Source organism: Arthrobacter sp. MYb224 (assembly GCF_002975455.1).
Lineage (GTDB): Bacteria > Actinomycetota > Actinomycetes > Actinomycetales > Micrococcaceae > Glutamicibacter.
Map to the genome: position 1 here is coordinate 442,188 of NZ_PCPU01000002.1, position 19,034 is coordinate 461,221.

The following is a 19,034-nucleotide window of genomic DNA, read 5'->3' on the forward strand; positions in this document are numbered from 1 at the left end:
AAATTCAGCTGTTCGATTAGTTCCTTGATCGCGGCCGATATCCCACGAACAATGAGTGCGAAGAGCTCGATTCGCTGTGGCGCGAAGCGCCGCACTGTGGGAAGGAAGATCCATGACCAACCAGGCAGTATCCAGCCGACCAAATTTCCTTGACCAGCTTCCGGCGCAATTATTCATCGCCGGGCAATGGCGCGATGGGCGCAGTTCTTCCGTTCTGGTCACCCGCAACCCGTTCGACGACGCGGTGCTGGCAGAAATCCGCCAGGCTTCCATCGAGGATGTGGACGAGGCTTATTCGAGCGCAGCCCAGGCCCATCGCGATTGGGCTGCGCTCATTCCGGCAAAACGTGCTGCGGTGCTCACCAAGGCTGCGGACTATCTGCAAGCCAACTACGATGACCTGGTTGCGCTGCTAGTGGCCGAATCCGGTTCGTCGGTGCTCAAGGCCAACGTGGAGGTTTCTGGCACGATCGCCGCAACGCGTGAGGCGGCCACCTTCCCGACTCGGGTGCACGGCCAGATCCTGCCGTCGAACAGTGCGGGTAAGGAAAACCGTGTTTACCGCGAACCGGTGGGTGTGGTGGGCGTGATTAGCCCGTGGAACTTCCCGATGCTGCTTTCCCAGCGCTCAGTGGCCCCTGCGCTGGCGCTGGGCAACTCGGTGGTGCTCAAGCCGGCCAGCGACACACCGCTGGTTGGCGCGCTGGTGCTGGCCAAGGCCTTCGAAGCAGCCGGGATCCCCCGGGGCGTGTTCAGCGTGGTTGTTGGTTCAGGCACCGAAATTGGGGACCACTTTGTGGCGCACAGCGTTCCTTCGTTGATTTCCTTCACTGGGTCCACCCCGGTGGGGAAAAACGTCGGCAAGCTCGCCGTTTCGGGCAAGCATATGAAGCGGGTCGCGCTGGAACTTGGCGGCAACGCACCATTTGTGGTGCTCGCCGACGCCAACCTCGAACAAGCGGTCCGCGCCGCTGCCATGGGCAAGTTCCTGCATCAGGGGCAGATCTGCATGGCAATCAACCGAATTATCGTTCAAGCCCCGGTCTATGACCAGTTCGTCGAGGAGTTCGCCGCCCATGCAGCCACCATCAAGTACGGTGATGCGGCGGAGCCCGCAAATGTGGTGGGGCCAATTATTAACGACGCGCAGCTGGCAAGCGTGCAGGGAAAGATCACGCAGGCTCGAAGCGAGGGAGCCCGCGAGGTGCTCTCCGGCGAGGTCGTAGGCAGAGTGGTGCCGCCGCATGTTTTCGCCGATGTCACCAGTGAGATGGAACTGTTCCGTGAGGAGATCTTCGGCCCGGTGGTTGGCATCACTAGGGCCGAAGATGAGGCGCATGCGCTCGAACTGGCAAATGACACCGAATTCGGATTATCCAGCGCGGTATTCACCACCGATATTGAGAAGGGTGTGCGCTTTGCCCGCGGGATCAAGGCGGGAATGACCCACATCAATGACATCACCGTGAATGATGAACCACATGTGATGTTCGGTGGGGAGAAGAACTCCGGATTGGGCCGCTTTAACGGTGAGTGGGCTATCGAGGAATTCACCACCGACCATTGGATCGGGGTGCAGAGCACCGATAAGCAGTACCCATTCTAGGGATTGCCAAGGATCCTTCGAATGGCCAGGGGTCCCCGGAGCGGTGGTTCGTGCGCTCCGGGGCCTCGACGAGCAGGCACATGTGCTCTGCAAGGAATGCGGTAGTCAATAACGGAGTGTGAGAACTCCCGCGGGAGTTTGTGGAGCCCGAACTCCTGCCCCGTCGCCAGGGGTTCGGGCAGCGGTACTGCGCCAGCCAAGGGGTACCGGGCCAGGCGCGGCTAGCTCGTGCGTTCCTTCTTGGAATCCGCGGCCGGTGGCATGCGCTGGGGCCGGACCGTGACGATGGGCGTTTGCGAGCTCATGGCGGCTTCAACGGTTTCAAACGCCGCAAGGTTGCGCAGGGTTGTGCGGGTGGGGGTCATCAAGCCCACCTCGCCGCGCTCGTAGGCGGAGAACAGCTTGGCGGGCTGGACCCATTCGGAGTTTGAGGCCTCGGTGGTCTGGTGCATGGGTGCTTGTCCAGGCTGCACCTGGGCCACGTAGAAAAAGGTGTCGAAGCGTTTGGGATTATCCGGCGGCGTGATCCAGTTCGCCCACGGACGCAGCTGGCTCACGTCCAAACGCGCGCCGGTCTCTTCGAAGATCTCGCGGCGGGCGGCGGCCAGCAGGGTTGCCGCCTCGAGGACGGCCTGCTCTTCGCCGTCTTCCCAGATGGAGGAATCCTCCCAAAGCCGTGCGTGCTCGATGGCCAGCGCTTGCGCGATATTCCCCGATTGCGCCTCGGCCAGATCTTGAGCATCGACCCGACCACCGGGATAGACAACCATGCCGGCGGCGAAGTCCATGGTGGAAACCCGGTGTTGGATGAACACTTCCAAGCCTTCGCTTCCCTCGCGAATCATCAGGACGCTTGCGGCACGTCGCGGCGTCACCGGCTGCTTATTCGGGTCAGTAGAGGCGGAATCCATAAGTCCAAGTATGGCCGAGAACCGAAACGGAACCGCGCACTGTGACGATTGGGTGTTCCCCGGGACTGCCGAGAGCGGCTCGAAAGGTTTTCTTGACGCGGTGGCCATACCTCGCATTACGAGAGTGAATCTCGGGGTAATTTCCCGCTGCTGCCATCCAAAATCCTTCGCCATGGCTGTAGTGTGAGTCACAAGTAGCGGTGGTCAGATAGGGGTTAGCGATGTTTGAACTAAATGAGGAGCAACGCGAGCTGGTGGAGGCGGTGCGCGAATTTGCTGCGGAGAAAATCGCTCCGCATGCCCTGGAGTGGGACGAGAAGCAGCATTTCCCCGTCGATGTGCTTGCCGAAGCCGGCGAATTGGGGATGGGTGGCATCTACGTCAGCGAAGCCTATGGCGGTTCCGGGCTGAGCCGCAGCGACGCGGTGCTGATCTTCGAAGAACTGTCCAAGGCCTGCCCCACCATTGCGGCCTATATCTCCATCCACAATATGGTGGTGTGGATGATCGACAGCTTCGGCACCGAGGCGCAACGAGCCCACTGGCTGCCGGGCATGGTGGCGATGCAGGACCTGGGATCCTATTGCCTGACCGAACCCGGGACCGGATCGGACGCAGCGGCGCTGACTACCAGTGCGGTCCGGGATGGCGATGAATACGTGCTCAACGGGGTCAAGCAGTTCATCTCCGGGGCGGGTTCGTCAGCGCTCTATCTGGTGATGGCCCGCACGGCCGATACCGGTGGGCGGGGGATCAGCGCCTTCTTGCTGCCCGCCGACGCGCCGGGGCTGTCCTTCGGGGCCAAGGAGAAGAAGATGGGCTGGAATGCGCAGCCTACCCGTCAGGTCATCATGCAAGACGTGCGGATCCCCGTCGAGAACTTGTTGGGTGCCGAAGGAGATGGCTTCACCATTGCGATGCGCGGGCTCAATGGTGGCCGGCTGAATATCGGTGCCTGCTCGATCGGCGGCGGCCAGCTGGCCCTGGAGAAATCCGTGGCCTACCTCAAGGAGCGTGAGGCCTTTGGCGGTCCGCTCACGCGCCAAGAGGCCCTGGTCTTCAAGCTGGCCGACATGGATATGGAATTGGAAGCGGCGCGCACGCTGCTGCGCCGGGCGGCGGCAGCCTTGGACGCGCAGACCTCCGACGCGCTGCGGCTGTGCGCGATGGCGAAGAAGGTGGCTACCGATGCCGGGTTCAACGCGGCCAATGCCGCGATCCAATTGCATGGCGGTTATGGCTACCTCAGCGAGTACGGGCTGGAAAAGATCGTCCGCGATCTGCGCGTGCATCAGATCCTGGAAGGCACGAACGAAATTATGCAGCTGATCGTGGGGCGCGGGCTGGTCGATTCCTAGGACCTGAAATCACTGGCAGCACCGGGTGCCGCCGCGCACGATGGCTTTGCAAAAGCGCACACCCTTTTTATGGTTTCCGTGCCTCAGATCCGTTGACTCCTGCGACAGGTCGCCATAGTTTGGGGGTGTAACCAGAATCGCGGTTCGGGTTTTGTGCAAACGTGCACCGCACAATCTGACTTCGGGGCCAGCTGCAACAAGGGAAGCCCCACGAGGAAAGGCATCATTCGTGAATCGAACCGGCAAGGTTTTGACTGCGCTGTCCCTCGGCGCAGTAATGGCCTTGACCGCCTGCGCGCCCACCGCGGAACCCGGGAGCAACGGCGCTGCTGGGCCCGGGGCAGCCGAAGACTCGGTGAACATTGGGATCATCTACTCCAAGACCGGCCCGCTTGCTGCCGAGGGAGATGCCTACCTCGAAGGCCTGCAGGCGGGACTCGATTACGCCACCGATGGTACGGGCAGGGTGGGGGACTTCGAACTGAACATCACCTACCACGACGACGGCGGCGAGGCGGACCAGGCCGCCGCGGTAGCCGGCGAGCTGGTCGGCAAGGACTACAAGGTCCTGGCCGGAGCGGCCTCCTCGGAGATCGCGCTGAAGCTTGCCGGCCTGGCGGCCCAGGACAAGGTGCTCTACATTTCCGGCTCGGCCGCGACGGATGCCATCAGCGGCGCCAACAAATACACCTTCCGCTCTGGACGCCAGTACATGCAGGACGCAGCCACCGCCGGCACCTTCCTTGATGATGTGAACGGCAAGAAGATCGCCGTTTTCACCCAGGACAACGCGTTCGGGCAGGAACATCTCGCAGCGGCGGAAGCGGTCCTAGGGTTGCAAGGCGCCAATGTCAGCAATATTCTCGTGCCCGAAGACGTCACCGACTTCGCACCCTTCGCCCGGCAGCTGGTGGATGCAAAGCCCGACCTCATCTACGCGGCCTGGGCCGGGGCCTCCTCCGGTTCCATGTGGCAGGCGTTGGACCGGCAAGGAGCGTTCGAGATTGCTCCCATCGTCACCGGGCTGGGCGAGGTAACAACCTATGGTGCCTTCGGCGGCGCGGGTGAGAAGATCTCCTTCTTCAGCCACTACTTCCCGGGCGCTGCAGGCACCGACGTTGAACAAGAGATGATCTCCGCTGTTGCGGAAGCGGGCAAAGAAGCCGGCCAGTTCTCCCCGGATGGATTTGTGGCAGGGCAGATGATTGCCCGGGCCGTGGGCGAAGGCGGCAACGACGTGGAGCAGATGGTCACCGCCTTGGAAGGATGGAGCTTCGAAGGACCCCAGGGCGAAACCACCGTGCGCGCCTCGGATCATGGATTGGTGCAGAACATGTACCGGGTGTCCTTGGCCAGGGAGGGCGAGAATTGGATCCCGGACCTGCTGGAGACCGTGCCGGGCGAGGACATCGCCCCGCCCGAGATCGTCAACTAGTCTTCGCGAGCCACGCATTGTCCTGTTCGGAGTCAGGCCATGCGGCGGGTTGAATTCGGTTCTCCCGAAGTGCTCCGTGGCCAGTGCATGAAAAACGTTGAGGGGAGTGTCCCGGGGTACAAGTTTCGCATCCCCGAGGTCCTCGATGAGGTGATTGAAGAAAAGGCGAATTTATTGTCCGTGCGTTGCTATCAGTCGACGCGCAACCGACTGCGGAGGGTTGAGCCACATGGCCGAAATAAAGACACAGCACGGGCCGGTTGGCGGTGCATTGTCCGGACGTACCGCGTTGGTCACCGGGGGTGCTTCGGGGATCGGGCTGGCCTGTGCCAGAAGGCTGAGCGCCCAAGGTGCAGCAGTCACCGTCGCGGATCTGAACGAGCAGGCAGCCAGCGCGGCGGCAGACGAGCTGGGCGGCAAGGCCTGGGCGGTGGATCTGGCCGATACCAAGGCGCTGGAAGAGCTCAGCCTGGATACCGACATTCTGGTCAATAATGCCGGGGTGCAACGTGTTGCGCCGATCCACGAATTTGATCCCGAGGCCTGGCGGCTCATACACCGGCTGATGCTCGAATCCCCATTCCTGCTCATCCGTGCGGCATTGCCCGGCATGTATGCGCGCGGGTTCGGGCGCATCATCAACGTCTCCAGCGTGCACGGCGTTCGAGCCAGTTCGTTCAAGAGCGCCTATGTGTCGGCCAAGCACGGGTTGGAGGGACTGTCCAAGGTCACCGCGTTGGAGGGGGCGGAGCATGGGGTGACGAGCAACTGCGTCAACCCCGGCTACGTGCGCACCGCCCTGGTGGAGAAGCAGATCCGAGATCAGGCGCAGCTCCATGGCATCGCCCCGACCGAGGTCGTGGAGAAGATCATGCTCACCGAAGCGGCGGTCAAGCGGCTGGTGGAGCCGGAGGAAGTGGCATCCTTGGTGTCCTGGCTGGCCCAGGATGAGGCGGGGATGGTCACCGGCGCCTCCTATGCCATGGACGGCGGGTGGAGCGCCCGATGAGTACCGCCGGCGACCGTGCCGAAACGGTGGCTGGCCCATTACGCGGTCGGGACGCACCGCTGCGGCGGCGAATCCGAAGTGTTCTGATTTGTGGCTGAACACAGCAAAAAGCGAGGCCTTGCTCCCGTTCTCCGGGGAGCCGAGCCTCGCTTACTTGCTGCCTGGCGAGTGCTACTTTCGCACGAGCTCGGCAGTGGTACCCAGCTGCGCGGTTGGCACCCGGTAGGTTTCCTTGGCGGTCAGCGCCGAGATCGCCGCGATGAGCGCGATTCCCGCGGTGAAGAGGCTGATCTTGACCCAGCCGCCAGGTTCCAGGCCGCCCATGGCCGCCACGATGGACGGTGCGAAGCCGGCCATGAGGAAGCCGAGCTGGGTGCCGATGGCCAGGCCGGAGAAGCGCACCTTGGAGGAGAACATCTCGGCATAGAAGCTTGGCCAGACCGCGTTGGCCGCGGAGTAGGCGCAGGAGAAAACCACCAGGGACAGCACGAACTGCAGCACCGTGTTGTCGGTTTCCATGCTGCGCAGGTAGAACGGCATGGCTGCCGCCGAGGCGAGCGCACCGTAGATGAACACCGGCTTGCGGCCAATGGCATCGGCCAGCATGCCGAACAGCGGCTGGGTGAGCAGCGCACCGATATTGCCGGCAACCACCAGCCACAGCGTGATCGAGGCATCGATATTGCCGATGTTCTTGCCGTAGGAGATGGCCAGGGTCCCGTACACGGTGGATACCGCGGCAATGAAGGCGCACAGCACCACGCGCAAGACGTCTTTCCAGTGGAACTTCAGCAGTACCGCCAGCGGCAGCTTGGCGATGTTATTGCTCTTCTTGGCTTCTTCGAATTCCGGGGTCTCGTGCAGCGAGCGGCGGATGAAGAAGGTCACCAGCACCACAACGGCCGAGAGCCAGAACGGGATGCGCCAGCCGATGCCGTACTTGATGTCATCGGGCAGCGCCACCACGGGAATGAAGATCAAGGCCGCGAGGATCTGGCCGCCCTGGGTGCCGGTCAGGGTCCAGGAGGTGAAGAAGCTGCGTCGGCGATCCGGTGCGTGCTCCAAGGTCATCGAGGAGGCGCCGGCCTGCTCGCCGGCCGCGGAGAGGCCCTGGCAAAGCCGGGCGAGGACCAGCAGGATCGGGGAGAGCCAACCGACCTGGTCGAAGGTTGGCAGGCAGCCGATCGCGAAGGTCGAGGCGCCCATGAGCACCAGCGTGAACATCAGCACCTTCTGGCGCCCGATGCGGTCCCCGAAGTGGCCGAGGACGACCGCGCCAATGGGCCGGGCAACGTAGGCGAAGCCGAAGGTGGCCAGCGACATCACCGAGGCATTGGCATCCGCGTCGGGGAAGAAGATGTGCGGAAAGATCAGCGCCGCAGCGGAGCCGAAGATGAAGAAGTCGTAGTATTCAACTGCGCTTCCCATGAAACTGGCAACGGCCGCCTTGACGGGGGTGCGTTTCCCGGTGCCGGGCACCTCGGACGCCGACGGTTCACGTGTGGATGGCATCGGAAAACTCCTTTGTTTGCTGAGTGACGAACGCTGAAAACATAAACAGTGTGCGCTATACGTACAGTTGTACGGAATGTGTACGTTGATATAGAGTAGATGCAAATCACAGCTGAGGCAATACCTGCGTCAAGCATGACGGAAAGTTGGGTAATACGGTGAGTACTCTTACGCAGTCATATCTAGTTGGACTCATAGGCGATGGCGTGTTGCCTTCGCTGACCCCGCCCATGCACGAGCGGGAAGCAGATGCGCATTCGCTGCGGTACCTCTATCGCCCCATTGATCTCACGGTTCTTGACCGCCCCGGCGAAGATGTGGGGAAGTTATTGAAGGCCGGTGCCGAATTGGGATTTAACGCCTTCAACATCACCCATCCCTGCAAGCAATTGGTGATCGAGCACCTGGACGAGATCAGCGACAATGCCACGGCCATCGGCGCGGTCAACACGGTGCTCATCAAAGACGGTAAATTCCATGGCTACAATACCGATGCCTCCGGATTCGGCTGGGCTCTGGCTACCGGGCTTCCCGGTGCAGCCTTGGGCAAGGTGCTGCAACTCGGTGCGGGAGGAGCCGGCGCGGCCGTCGCCTTTGCGCTGCTCGACGCGGGAGTCAAGGAACTGTTCCTGGTCGATCCGGATATCTCCCGGGCTAGCGAGCGAGCCAAGGAACTGGCCCTCCACTTCCCGAATGCCAGCATTACTCCGGCCAGCCCCGAAGAAGCGCCGGCGCTGCTGGCGAAGGTCGATGGGCTGCTCAACGCGAGCCCCATTGGAATGCATCACCACCCGGGGCTTCCCCTTGATATTTCCGGGCTCCACTCCCGGCAGTGGGTTGCCGACTGCGTGTATCGCCCGGTGGATACCGAACTGATCACCGCGGCCCGCGACCTTGGCTGCAGGGTGCTGGACGGCGGAAATATGGCGGTCGGCCAAGCGGTGGATGCCTTCGGCATCATCACCGGGCTGACCCCCGATGCGGCACGGATGCGCGCCCATCTGCTAGAGATGCTGGAAGCAGGACTCTAATGCGCACCTCAATCGCCACGGTGTGCCTCTCGGGCACGCTGGAAGAAAAGATGCTCGCCTGCGCCAAGGCAGGTTTTGACGGAATCGAAATCTTCGAGCAAGACCTCACCGTCAGCCCCATGTCTCCCGAGGAGGTCAAGGCGCTTGCCCACCGTTTGGGGCTGACCCTGGACCTGTTCCAGCCCTTCCGCGACTTCGAAGGCGTGGAAGAAGAGCTGCTGCTGGCAAATCTGCGCCGCGCCGAAGCGAAGTTCGAGCTCATGCAACGCCTGGGCATGGATCTCATGCTGCTCTGCTCGAACGTGGGAACCGCGACCATCGATGATGACGAGCTGTTCGCCGAGCAGATTCGCCGGTTGGCGGACGTGGCCGCCCGCTACGGGGTGCGCATCGCCTACGAGGCGCTGGCCTGGGGCAAATATGTGGACACCTACCAGCACTCGTGGGAGATCGTGAAGCTGGTGGACCGCGAGAATGTGGGGCTGTGCATCGACAGTTTCCATATTCTTTCCCGCGGGGATGATCCGGCGCAGATCGCCCGGATTCCGGGGGAGAAGATCTTCTTCGTCCAGCTTGCGGACGCCCCGGTCCTGACCATGGATATCTTGTCCTGGTCCCGCCACTACCGGGTGTTCCCCGGTGAGGGCGGCTTCGAGCTGGATGCGTTCCTGGGCCACCTGGTGCGTTCGGGGTACTCCGGAATTGTTTCGCTCGAAATTTTCAATGACGTATTCAGGCAATCGAATGTCGAGCGGACGGCCGTGGACGGGCTGCGTTCGTTGATCTGGCTGCAGGCCCGCACGGCCGCACTGCTCGGAAGCGACGCGCAGGACTACCCGCTGGAACTTGATGCACTGCCCGGAGTCCAGCAAGCCCTCGGGTTCGACTTCGCCGAGATTCGCACCGAAGACCCGGAACTGATCGCCGGAATGCTCGCCCAACTGGGGTTCGCGTTCCTCGGCCAGCATCGGCGCAAGCCGGTGCAGCTCTGGCGCGCCGGAAACGCACGGATTATCGTCAACTCGCAACGCAGCCGCGGGGTGACCGCAACCGTCTCCGGCCTCGGCGTGCAGGTTCCGGACCCGGTCGCCGGGCGTGCGCGCGCAACCGACTTGCTGGCCAAACCGGTGCTGCGGCACCACACCAGGGACGAGCAGGAACTTGCGGGCTTCAGGGCCCCGGATGCCACCGAAGTGTTCTTCGGATCGGTTGCCGGGACACGCCTGTGGGAAACCGAATTCGGCGCGCACCGCCACTCACCGGAGGAAGCGCAGCGCGGGGGTATCACCGGGATCGATCATATAAACCTCGCCCAGCCGTGGCAGGCTTTTGACGAATCGGTGCTGTTCTATACCAGCGTGCTGAATTTGCAGGCAAGGCCTGGAACCGAGGTGCCAAGCCCCATGGGCCTGGTCCGCTCCCAGGTGCTGCGCACCGAGGATGGCTGCGTGCGCCTGGCCCTGAATATTGTGCCCAAGGGGCTCGAAGCGGCGATCGAAAGCCACCACGAATACCCCGAGCACGTTGCCTTGCATACCGATGATGTGGTGGCCTTGGCGCGCCGGGCACAGCGGGCCGGCATGGAATTCCTGCAAGTTCCGGCCAACTACTATGAGGACCTGGCCGCCCGATTCAGCATTGATGAGCGGTCGCTGTCCACGCTGAAGGAGCTGAACCTGCTGTACGACAGGGATGAGCACGGAGAATTCCTGCATTTCTACACCGCCACGGTAGGCAACATGTTCTTTGAGGTGCTGGAACGCCGTGACGGCTACGATGGCTATGGGGCTCCTAACGCCCCGGTTCGCCTCGCAGCGCAATTCGAGCACAATCGTTTCGACCGGCATTAGGCATGTGAGCGGCAAGATAACTGAGTGAAAATGGGGACCCCTATCGTGGCGGAGCAGCCTGACTATTACGTTAAGTCGGCGGAGAAGACCTTGGCGGTGCTTCTTGCGTTCAAAGGCGAAAACTCGGCCCTGACGGTCTCGCAGGTGGCAGCGGCTACCGATCAGACGCGTGCCTCTGCCCGCAGGTTCTTGCTCACCCTCGTTGACCTGGGATACCTCGCGGTCGTTGGGAACACCTACCAGCAGACTCCACGAGTGCTGGATGTGGGCGCTTCGTACCTTTCGGGTCTCACCTTGCCGCGTGCCGCGATTTCACACCTGCAGCGATTGGCTCGCGAGCTGGATGAAACCACTTCCCTATGTGTCCTCGAAGGCCAAGACATCTTGTACGTGGAGCGGGTTTCGGCTCCGCGCCTGCATCAGATGAACGTCTCGATTGGCAACCGGCTCCCGGCCTGGGTCACCTCGATGGGTCGCGTGCTGATCGCGAACCTGACCGCCGGAGAACGCGAAGATTTCTTGCAGGGCATTGAACTGCGCAGCTACACCGAGCATACGGTGGGCAGCCTGGAGGAGTTGCGCGCGGAACTGGAACGAGTAGCGGAGCAGGGCTGGTCGCTGGTCAACCAGGAGCTTGACGAAGGGCTGCGCGGGTTGGCGGTGCCGGTGCGCCGTGGAAACCAACTGCTCGGAGCGCTGAACGTGTCGGTACAGTCGGGCCGCGCCGACGCGTCGACGATTTCCGAAACCATGCTCCCGGCCTTATTTCGCACGGCGAAGGATATCGCAGGCGACTTCGGAGGCCGGGTGGACTAGCCTCGCCGGTCAAGATCATCGGCGTCATCCGCCCGCAAGTATTCTCGGCAAGGACACCGTTGGCCGCGCTGGAAGCGGGGCCCGTGACCTGTTCGGGGCAGATGTCTGGACCTCGGGCCTATGCGGGCGGGTAGAGCATGGTTCCACCAGCAGCGACGCATACGATGATCAGCGTGCCGAGCAAGCCCAGGAGCAACGCTTGGCCACCGGATTTCACGATGCTGCGGAGGTGCACACCAAGGCCGAGCGCAAACATCGCGGCCGCAAGCAGCAACGTCTGTACGCTCTGCGCAATCGAGAGGGCGGAATCTGGGAGCAGGCCGGTGGTGCGCAACAGCATGGCAGCGATGAATCCCAGGACAAAAAGTGGCACGAGCGGAGGATTCTTGCCGCCTTCTACCGAGTGCTTGCGGCGCATGTAGATACCGAGCCCGGCGATGATCGGGGCCAGCAGGGCTACGCGTGCGAGCTTCACGGTCACTGCCACCGCCAGGGCCGCGGCGCTCACCGAACCGCCGGCGGCTACAACCTGGGCAACCTCATGCGTTGAAGCGCCGATTAGCATTCCGGTGCTGCGATCGTCCAGGCCTAGCAGGGCTCCGAGCAATGGCATGGCAGGAATCATCAGCGTTCCGAAAAGCACGACCAAACCGATTGCGGTGGCCACTTGAGCCTGCTTGGCCCGTGTCACGTTTTCGGCCGCCGCCACCGCAGCCGCGCCGCAAATCGAAAATCCGGTGGCGATCAGTAGGCGTTGCGGTAGATCCATGCCCATCTTGCCGCCAATCCACAACGTCAGCGCAAAGGTGACGGAGACGGAGAGGAAAACTACCAGCAGAACTCCGGGGCCCAAGCCGAGGATCGTCCCAAGCGAAAGCTGCAGACCCAGCAGCACGATACCCATTCGCAGGAGTTGTTTCGAAGCGATGGCTATGCCCGGATCCAGCACCTGCGGGACCGGTGCGACATTGCGCCACACTGCGCCGAGGATGATCGCCAGCAAGAGCGCGCTGAGCCCGTTGAGGAATTGACTGGCGAATATGCACAGTAAGCCGGTGGCCAGGCAGGCCGCGAGACCGGGGAGCACCATCCGGAGTTTGCCTACCGTCGGTGGATGGGGGGAGGAGTTTGCGGGACTGTGCTGCTCATTCATTCCCGGGGCCTGACTGTTCTGTGGCATATATTCAACTTCTCACGCGAGCCTTGCGGCCGGTATTCCTTGATTCGCTATCACGGGCATATGATCATGATATGGATCAGCATTCGAATGTCATGCAGGATATCGCCCAATGGATCCAGGTCTCATCGCTGACCTTGCTGGTAGGCATCGCGGACCATGGCAGCCTCAGCGCCGGGGCGCGGGCTACCGGGATTGCGCAGCCTAACGCCACGCGGGCGCTGAAAACCCTCGAGCGTCGCTTGGGCTATCCGCTGGTCATCCGGAAGACTACCGGCTCAACGTTGACAGCCGAGGGCGTGCTCACGGTGCAGTGGGCTCGGGAGGTGCTCATTTCGCTGGAAAACCTGGCTGCCGGGGCACGCACGCTCGCCACGCCGGGAGAATCCGAGCTCGCATTCGGCGCCAGCATGACCGTGGCCGAATACCTCGCACCAACGTGGATCGGCACGCTGCATCGGAGGTTTTCGAAGGTCAAGCCGCGGATGCGGATCATGAACTCGCAAGATGTAATCTCGGCGGTTCAAAACGGCGAAATGAACTTCGGCTTCGTCGAGACACCTGAAGTTCCGCGGTCTCTGCGCTATCACAAGGTATGGAGCGATGAGATGGTGGTGGTTACCGCCCCATCGCACCCATGGGCACAACGCACAACGCCGCTCGGTCTCCATGAGCTGCAGAGCACGCCGCTGATCGAACGCGAGGACGGTTCTGGCACAAGGGCGTTTTTGGACTATATCGCCCACGTTGAACGCCCCGAACCGATCGCTGAGTTCAACAGCAACTCAACGATCTGCCAGTGCGTGGCCGCGGGCATGGGTCCGGCGGTACTGAGCCAGCTCGCCGTCGAGAGCCAGCTGAGGCTTGGGAATCTAGTTGAGATCCCCTTCGACGGGCCGAGCCTGCTCCGTGAATTTCGTGCGATATGGGTACACAGCCACTCGCTGAGCCCCACGGAGCAGGCCTTGCTGGACATCGCCAGCGCCTAGCGCCCGGCGGATCCAGCTACTTCTGCAGCTTCGAAATCTCGGTTTCCAGCAGCGCCGACAAACGACGCACACCCTCAGTGATCGTCTGTTCATCCACCGCGCAAAAGGCCAGGCGCAGCTTGTGGTGCGCCGATTCCGAGGAGCTGAACGCGGCGCCGGGAATGAAGATTACACCGGCTTTCACGCCTTCCTGCAATAGCTCATAGGTATCGATTCCGGCCGGAAGGGTCAGCCAGATAAAGAATCCGCCCTCGGGGTGCGTATGGGTGATCCCTGCCGGAAGATATTTGGCCAAGGCTTCGAGCATTGCATCGCGTCGCGAACGGTAGAGCTCGTTGTAGGTCTGGATTTGCCCGCGCCAGTCATGCTCTTCGAGGTAGGCGCTGATGATCATCTGATTGAGCGTTGGCGGGCACAGCGCCACCGCCTCGCCAGCCAGGTAGAAACGGCGGAACAGGTGAGTTGGTACCGCGGCCCAGCCGATGCGCAACCCAGGGGAGAGGATCTTGGAGAAGGAGCCCATATAGATGACGTTCTGCTCGTCTAGGCTGCGCAGGGTCGGGGCGGCTTCGCCTTCGTAGCGCAGCATCCCGTAAGGATTGTCTTCGAGGATCAGCACGCCTTCTTCGCGGCAGATGTCCACGATTTCTGGGCGCCTCTCGGCGGCCAGCGTGATGCCAGAAGGGTTGTTGAAGTTCGGAATGGTGTAGAGGAATTTGATCTTTTCGCCGGCCGCACGCAATTCTTGGATCTTTGTCCGTAGCGCGTCCGGAACCAAACCGTTTTCGTCGGTGAGCACCGGGGCTGCCTTCACCTGATAGGCCTCGAAGGAGTTCAGCGCGCCCACGTAGGTAGGGTCTTCGCACAGTACCGTGTCGCCGGGGTTGCAGAATACCTTGCAGGCCATGTCCTGCGCCGACTGCGAACCGTTGGTAATGACAACGTCTTCTACCGAAACGTTGGTAATTCCCTCGGCTGCCATGACTTCGAGAATCTGCGACCGCAATTCTGGAGTACCCAGTCCCGAGCCGTACTGCAATGCGACATGGCCCTGTTCGGTGATGATCCGCTTGGAGATCTCGCCAATCTTTTCAAGTGGCAGGACCTGGAGGTAAGGGTTGCCGCCGGCCAGCGAAACCAGCGAAGGATCCAACGACAGCTCGAAGACGTCGCGTACCGCGGACTGCTTGATCTCGGCAGCTCTATCGGAGAAAAGCGTTTCGTGCGTCGTGCGCAGTGCGTCGACTGACTGGTTCGTTGACATGGTCCTCCTCGACCGGCATCTGCCCGTGGGTAACGGGAAGAACAATTGTGCATGCGGTGGCATGCGAGCAAAGTTTTCTATTAGGCTACTTTGGTATTCCAGCAGGAAATTTACCAGATGACAAGAACCGGTGCTTTGTATATGGTGCTATTCCTTGTTTTCGGACCCCGCTGCCGGGCGCTGATCCAGCCAGGCTTGAACGTCGCTAGGTCGGATGCGTCGGTGCGTTCCGCGATACTCCACCGGAATAATGCCCGAATCGGCTAGCTTGCGCAGGTAGGAATTCGAGATCCCAGCCATCTGCGCGGCCTGCGAGGTGTTGAGCAATAATTCGGTTGTCCCGATGCTGACGGACTCGCCTGCCGCGAATCGATTGAGCACCTCAAGTAACGCGTCATGGGCGTCCTTGGGTAGCTGCAGTGCCGTGCCATTGACGAAGACCGTAGTGTCGCTGGACTCCGCTAGGGCGCGATGCAGCCGCTGCGTAGTTTTCTCATCCAGCGCTTCAAAGGTGCGAACCCGACCAAGGGCGGAAGTAGGTGATGCCATGTATTCATCTTGCCCGAAGTGAGGTGTGGTGGCGAGCGACTGGCCTAGGCGGGCAGGCCAACTGTTCGGAAACCTGTGTTGCTGCTGGCGGAATCGGCCGTGTTGTAGCTTCGGGCGGAAACTCGATATCGATTGCAGTAAGATTCGTGGCAAAGGTGGGATCCTCCGCGCATGACCCGACCCCGTCCGATAGTTGGCCCCTGGGGGTTTAGCTCCGGGCTATTGCGATAGTACTTGGGCAGGAACCAATCCTGGCACCACTCCCAGACGTTGCCAGCAATATCGAGGAGTCCCAGCGGATTCGGTGGAAAACTGCCCACTGGTGAAGTTCCGAGATAACCGTCTTGCAAAGTGTTTTCTCGCGGGAAATTGCCTTGCCAAATATTGCATTGGTGGACCGAATCCGGGGTGAGTTGATTTCCCCATGGGTAGCGTTGCCCTGGCTTTAGTCCGCGAGCGGCATATTCCCACTGCGCTTCGGTGGGCAGGGTTCTGCCGCTCCAATGACAGTAGGCTAAGGCATCGTTCCAAGAAACCTGCACGACGGGGTGATCTGGCAAATCCTGCCAGTGGGAGCCTGAACCAGTGGGGTGACGCCAGCTGGCGTTGCGCACGCCCAGCCACCAGTCGGTACCTTCCACCTTCCCCATGACCTCCTTCGCGGGTGCATTCAGGTAGGCATGGAAAACAGCCGAGTAGCCAAGTTGCTCTGACTCTGTGACGTATCCAGTGGCTAGTGCGAATCGCGAGAACTCGGTGTTGGTAACCGGGGATGCATCCATGTTGAACGTTGGCAGCGATACCCGGTGAACCGGACGCTCGCCATCGGCGGGATACCCCTCATCAAAGTGGTCGCCCATCATGAAGGTGCCGCCTGGCACGTCGACCAGCCGCATCGGCCGGTCGCTCATGATTGTGCAGGCCGGTATCTGCATAGCATCTGCCGGTGGGCTAGGTGTCGGTTCATTGCGTCGAGGCGCGCAGCAAGCCATCAGCTATCCGAAGAGTTTGTTTGCGAGTGCAATAAGAACTTGATGGTGGCGCATAGCTGGTCGATGAGCAGTGCGGAGCGATCTAGGTCGGGATCCGAAAGATGCTGAAGGTTGATGCCGTCGATGCTGGCGATTAGCATGCGGGAGACTGTCTCAACGTCAGCTTTCAAAACGGTGTTCGAGCTGGTGGCGGCCTTGCGGAAAACAGCGCTGGTGGACTGAACCCATGCCTCATACATTGACCGGTTGATCTTGTTGGATGCAGCAATGTCTTCGGGGTCGGCAAGGCGAGTGGTGCGTAGCAGCAGCTCGAAGGTCGTGACCTGTTCATGAGGTGCGTTGAGCATGCGCCGCCAGACGCGATGTATGTGCAGGTCTACGGCTTCGTCAAGGCCCACGGAATCGGGTATTGGGTCCAGATCACGAGCGTAGTCGCGGCTGAGGTGGTTATAGACCTCGTCTAGCAGGTCATCTTTGCTGCGAAAGCAATAATGTAGCGCGGCTAAGGGCGCGCCGGCCTCGGTGGCGATGCGCCGGGTGGTGGCTGCTGCGATCCCTTCCGAGGCAATTACGCGTGCCGCTGCTTCGATGAATTGCCTGCTGCGGTCTTCAACTGATATGCGCGCCATAGTTCCTGTCCCAAATCACTACTGTCTTTTGGACTCTAGCCGATCGGCTGGGGCCCTTCATGGAGGCTGCCTAAATTAATTTTCCCACAAAGCTGGTCAAATGACTAAGTCATACGACATACTACTTGGAGTTGTTACTCGCATCACACGGCATGCGGGAAATTGGAAGAAAGGGGGACCCATGGCTGACGAACTGGCTCAGTTGGTTATCCACTCGGGTGTAGTTCCTGGCATCGGACTCGCAGCCGACATCGATGCTGCGCATTGCGATGGACGGCCCAGTGCCGTAGCCGTCCGGGATGGCAGGATCATTGCCATTGGAGATGAAGATTTGCTTCGCCTGGCCGGGCCGGAAACCACGGTCATCGATGCTCGTGGAGGAGCCATCCTGCCTGGACTGAACGACGGGCATCTGCACTTCTCCGCCAGCGCGATGATCCGCCACGCACACCTCTCGGTGGCGACCGCAGCGAACTGGACCGAGGTTGCAAAGCTCCTGGACACGGCCAAACCCGACGCCAGCGGCTGGGTACGTGCCGCAAGCTGGGACGAAGTCCGGCTAGGTAGCGTTGACTCCGAACTACTGCTGGCAGCTAACAGCCGGTGGCCAGTAGTCGCCTTCGATACGACGGGCCATCAACTCCTGGTAAACGCCGTGGGCTTGAAGATCTTGGGTCTGGAACACATAGATGAACCTGTGCCTGGTGGGGTGATTGGACGACTCGCGGATGGTTCACCCAGCGGGCTCTTCGGCGATGCGGCCATGCAGCTGGTAAACGACGGGCTGCCTAGTTTCACCGAAGATCAGCTGCGTACGGCCTTCATAAAACACCAACAAGAGCTGCACTCTCTCGGGATCACTTCGCTCACGGAACCAGGTCTTGGACCCGGCGGCCGCACCTTGATGGCCGCAAGCTGTGGCACGCAGTCGTTGGAGATTCTTGCAGATTTGGCTCACGAGGGGCTGCTTAGTTTGCGATTGAACTGCCTGCTACTTTTTTCGGGCACTGGTGGTGAATCACTGGAAGCAGTGCGAACCGGACTGGCAGGAGATCTTCCAACCATTGCGAAAGGGATAGATCCACTTCGCTTACGCATCGCGGGGGTAAAAGTATTCGCCGATGGTATCCCGCGTTCGGGAACTTCGTGGTTCCACGACGAATACCAACTCCCATGCGGACATGGGCATGGAGCCCTCGTGCTCCGGGGGAACAGTGACGCGGAAAAAGTCGCAGAATTTCGACAAATCATTTCCGAGATCGAGGCGGCTGGTTTGCAAGCCGGGGTGCATGTGACCGGGGACGCCGCCACCGAAGCTCTGATCGAAGCGGTGGAACAGCTCGATGTCGAAGCCGGGCCGCGGGGAAATCGCCACTACATCATCCACGGCGCCTTCCGGGATCATGAGCTATTGGACCGGGTGCAACGAGCCGGCATGGGATACAGCACCAACCCAAAAATCCGTGCCGAAGCGGGCACGCTCATACGTCGGCTACTAGGGCCAGATCGATTCACCATGCAGCAGCCACTGGCCACGGCAGCACTGCGGGGAGTAGCGGCCTCGTTGGCCTCCGATGCGCCGGTCACCAATCCGGACTGGCGCAACAGCATCATCTCGGCGGTTACCCGCGATACCAGTGCGGGACCGGGCGCGGACGATAGTGAACGAATCAGTCTGGCACAGGCATTGGCCATGATGACCCAGACACCAGCCTGGCAGGACCACGCGGAGCAAGACAAAGGAAGCATCAAAGTGGGTCAGGTCGCCGATTTTTGTATCCTGCGCGACCCGCTTTCGACGGACATCCAGCAACTTGCGCAGAACCCTACAACCCACACCATAGTCAACGGCGACGTGGTGTACCGACTTAACTCGCTCAATTGAGAAAGACATCGAAGGTACCAA

At 61.2% G+C, this 19,034-nt stretch carries 16 protein-coding genes; 9 read left to right on the forward strand and 7 right to left on the reverse strand.

The features are described from left to right. The first annotated feature begins 112 nt into the window (after positions 1–112). Positions 113–1,606, forward strand: a complete 1,494-nt coding sequence (locus tag CQ017_RS05200; protein ID WP_105552828.1) for an aldehyde dehydrogenase family protein — start codon at positions 113–115, stop codon at positions 1,604–1,606. Positions 1,607–1,827: 221 nt separating this feature from the next. Here the strand turns inward: CQ017_RS05200 and CQ017_RS05205 are convergent, their stop codons facing one another. After that, complete coding sequence (locus CQ017_RS05205) at positions 1,828–2,517, reverse strand: NUDIX hydrolase (protein ID WP_105552829.1); 690 nt, start codon at positions 2,515–2,517, stop codon at positions 1,828–1,830. A gap of 221 nt (positions 2,518–2,738) precedes the next feature. On the opposite strand from CQ017_RS05205, the gene CQ017_RS05210 reads away from it, so the two are divergent. The 3 genes from CQ017_RS05210 to CQ017_RS05220 all read left to right on the forward strand — a co-directional run bounded on the left by CQ017_RS05210 (position 2,739) and on the right by CQ017_RS05220 (position 6,319). Then, a complete protein-coding gene (locus CQ017_RS05210; RefSeq protein WP_105552830.1) occupies positions 2,739–3,875 on the forward strand; it encodes an acyl-CoA dehydrogenase family protein in 1,137 nt (378 codons plus the stop codon). Between the two features lie 229 nt (positions 3,876–4,104). Then, the gene (locus CQ017_RS05215; protein WP_258133498.1) at positions 4,105–5,310 is read left to right on the forward strand and encodes a substrate-binding domain-containing protein; all 1,206 of its coding nucleotides are present in this window, start codon (positions 4,105–4,107) and stop codon (positions 5,308–5,310) included. Positions 5,311–5,539: 229 nt separating this feature from the next. After that, positions 5,540–6,319, forward strand: a complete 780-nt coding sequence (locus tag CQ017_RS05220) for a 3-hydroxybutyrate dehydrogenase (protein ID WP_105552831.1) — start codon at positions 5,540–5,542, stop codon at positions 6,317–6,319. Positions 6,320–6,490: 171 nt separating this feature from the next. On the opposite strand, the gene CQ017_RS05225 is transcribed toward CQ017_RS05220, so the two are convergent. Beyond that, the gene (locus CQ017_RS05225; RefSeq protein WP_105552832.1) at positions 6,491–7,831 is read right to left on the reverse strand and encodes an MFS transporter; all 1,341 of its coding nucleotides are present in this window, start codon (positions 7,829–7,831) and stop codon (positions 6,491–6,493) included. 158 nt (positions 7,832–7,989) lie between these two features. Here CQ017_RS05225 and CQ017_RS05230 point away from each other — a divergent pair, with 158 nt between their 5' ends. The 3 genes from CQ017_RS05230 to CQ017_RS05240 are packed head-to-tail and all read left to right on the forward strand — an operon-like array spanning position 7,990 to position 11,528. After that, positions 7,990–8,862 (forward strand): shikimate dehydrogenase, encoded by an 873-nt coding sequence (locus tag CQ017_RS05230; RefSeq protein WP_105552833.1) that lies wholly within the window; start codon positions 7,990–7,992, stop codon positions 8,860–8,862. Then, entirely contained in the window at positions 8,862–10,712 is a 1,851-nt protein-coding gene (locus CQ017_RS05235; RefSeq protein ID WP_105552834.1) for a bifunctional sugar phosphate isomerase/epimerase/4-hydroxyphenylpyruvate dioxygenase family protein, read from the forward strand. Before CQ017_RS05230 ends, CQ017_RS05235 begins: the two co-directional genes overlap by 1 nt. 45 nt (positions 10,713–10,757) lie before the next feature. Then, positions 10,758–11,528, forward strand: a complete 771-nt coding sequence (locus CQ017_RS05240; RefSeq protein WP_105552986.1) for an IclR family transcriptional regulator C-terminal domain-containing protein — start codon at positions 10,758–10,760, stop codon at positions 11,526–11,528. Between the two features lie 118 nt (positions 11,529–11,646). Here CQ017_RS05240 and CQ017_RS05245 read toward each other — a convergent pair whose 3' ends face one another. Further along, positions 11,647–12,708 carry a YeiH family protein gene (locus CQ017_RS05245; RefSeq protein ID WP_258133499.1) on the reverse strand — a complete coding sequence of 354 codons (1,062 nt, stop codon included), beginning with the start codon at positions 12,706–12,708 and terminating at the stop codon, positions 11,647–11,649. A gap of 71 nt (positions 12,709–12,779) precedes the next feature. Here CQ017_RS05245 and CQ017_RS05250 point away from each other — a divergent pair, with 71 nt between their 5' ends. Then, positions 12,780–13,694 (forward strand): LysR family transcriptional regulator, encoded by a 915-nt coding sequence (locus CQ017_RS05250; protein WP_105552836.1) that lies wholly within the window; start codon positions 12,780–12,782, stop codon positions 13,692–13,694. A 16-nt stretch (positions 13,695–13,710) separates the two neighbouring features. On the opposite strand, the gene CQ017_RS05255 is transcribed toward CQ017_RS05250, so the two are convergent. The 4 genes from CQ017_RS05255 to CQ017_RS05270 all read right to left on the reverse strand — a co-directional run bounded on the left by CQ017_RS05255 (position 13,711) and on the right by CQ017_RS05270 (position 17,128). Beyond that, positions 13,711–14,958, reverse strand: coding sequence for a PLP-dependent aminotransferase family protein (locus CQ017_RS05255; protein ID WP_105552837.1), 1,248 nt, complete (start codon positions 14,956–14,958; stop codon positions 13,711–13,713). 147 nt (positions 14,959–15,105) lie between these two features. Continuing rightward, entirely contained in the window at positions 15,106–15,507 is a 402-nt protein-coding gene (locus CQ017_RS05260; RefSeq protein WP_105552838.1) for a helix-turn-helix domain-containing protein, read from the reverse strand. Between the two features lie 44 nt (positions 15,508–15,551). Beyond that, positions 15,552–16,442, reverse strand: a complete 891-nt coding sequence (locus CQ017_RS05265) for a formylglycine-generating enzyme family protein (protein ID WP_258133500.1) — start codon at positions 16,440–16,442, stop codon at positions 15,552–15,554. 56 nt (positions 16,443–16,498) lie between these two features. Then, positions 16,499–17,128, reverse strand: a complete 630-nt coding sequence (locus CQ017_RS05270; RefSeq protein ID WP_105552840.1) for a TetR/AcrR family transcriptional regulator — start codon at positions 17,126–17,128, stop codon at positions 16,499–16,501. 181 nt (positions 17,129–17,309) lie between these two features. Here CQ017_RS05270 and CQ017_RS05275 point away from each other — a divergent pair, with 181 nt between their 5' ends. Then, positions 17,310–19,013 (forward strand): amidohydrolase, encoded by a 1,704-nt coding sequence (locus tag CQ017_RS05275; RefSeq protein WP_181148384.1) that lies wholly within the window; start codon positions 17,310–17,312, stop codon positions 19,011–19,013. Positions 19,014–19,034: the final 21 nt, after the last annotated feature.

Bases quoted from the DNA above. Each gene is read 5' to 3' on its own strand.
- CQ017_RS05200 (WP_105552828.1), top strand. From the start codon at position 113: ATGACCAACCAGGCAGTATCCAGCCGACCAAATTTCCTTGACCAGCTT.
- CQ017_RS05205 (WP_105552829.1), bottom strand. From the start codon at position 2,517: ATGGATTCCGCCTCTACTGACCCGAATAAGCAGCCGGTGACGCCGCGA.
- CQ017_RS05210 (WP_105552830.1), top strand. From the start codon at position 2,739: ATGTTTGAACTAAATGAGGAGCAACGCGAGCTGGTGGAGGCGGTGCGC.
- CQ017_RS05220 (WP_105552831.1), top strand. From the start codon at position 5,540: ATGGCCGAAATAAAGACACAGCACGGGCCGGTTGGCGGTGCATTGTCC.
- CQ017_RS05225 (WP_105552832.1), bottom strand. From the start codon at position 7,831: ATGCCATCCACACGTGAACCGTCGGCGTCCGAGGTGCCCGGCACCGGG.
- CQ017_RS05235 (WP_105552834.1), top strand. From the start codon at position 8,862: ATGCGCACCTCAATCGCCACGGTGTGCCTCTCGGGCACGCTGGAAGAA.
- CQ017_RS05245 (WP_258133499.1), bottom strand. From the start codon at position 12,708: ATGCCACAGAACAGTCAGGCCCCGGGAATGAATGAGCAGCACAGTCCC.
- CQ017_RS05250 (WP_105552836.1), top strand. From the start codon at position 12,780: ATGGATCAGCATTCGAATGTCATGCAGGATATCGCCCAATGGATCCAG.
- CQ017_RS05255 (WP_105552837.1), bottom strand. From the start codon at position 14,958: ATGTCAACGAACCAGTCAGTCGACGCACTGCGCACGACGCACGAAACG.
- CQ017_RS05260 (WP_105552838.1), bottom strand. From the start codon at position 15,507: ATGGCATCACCTACTTCCGCCCTTGGTCGGGTTCGCACCTTTGAAGCG.
- CQ017_RS05265 (WP_258133500.1), bottom strand. From the start codon at position 16,442: ATGCAGATACCGGCCTGCACAATCATGAGCGACCGGCCGATGCGGCTG.
- CQ017_RS05270 (WP_105552840.1), bottom strand. From the start codon at position 17,128: ATGGCGCGCATATCAGTTGAAGACCGCAGCAGGCAATTCATCGAAGCA.
- CQ017_RS05275 (WP_181148384.1), top strand. From the start codon at position 17,310: ATGGCTGACGAACTGGCTCAGTTGGTTATCCACTCGGGTGTAGTTCCT.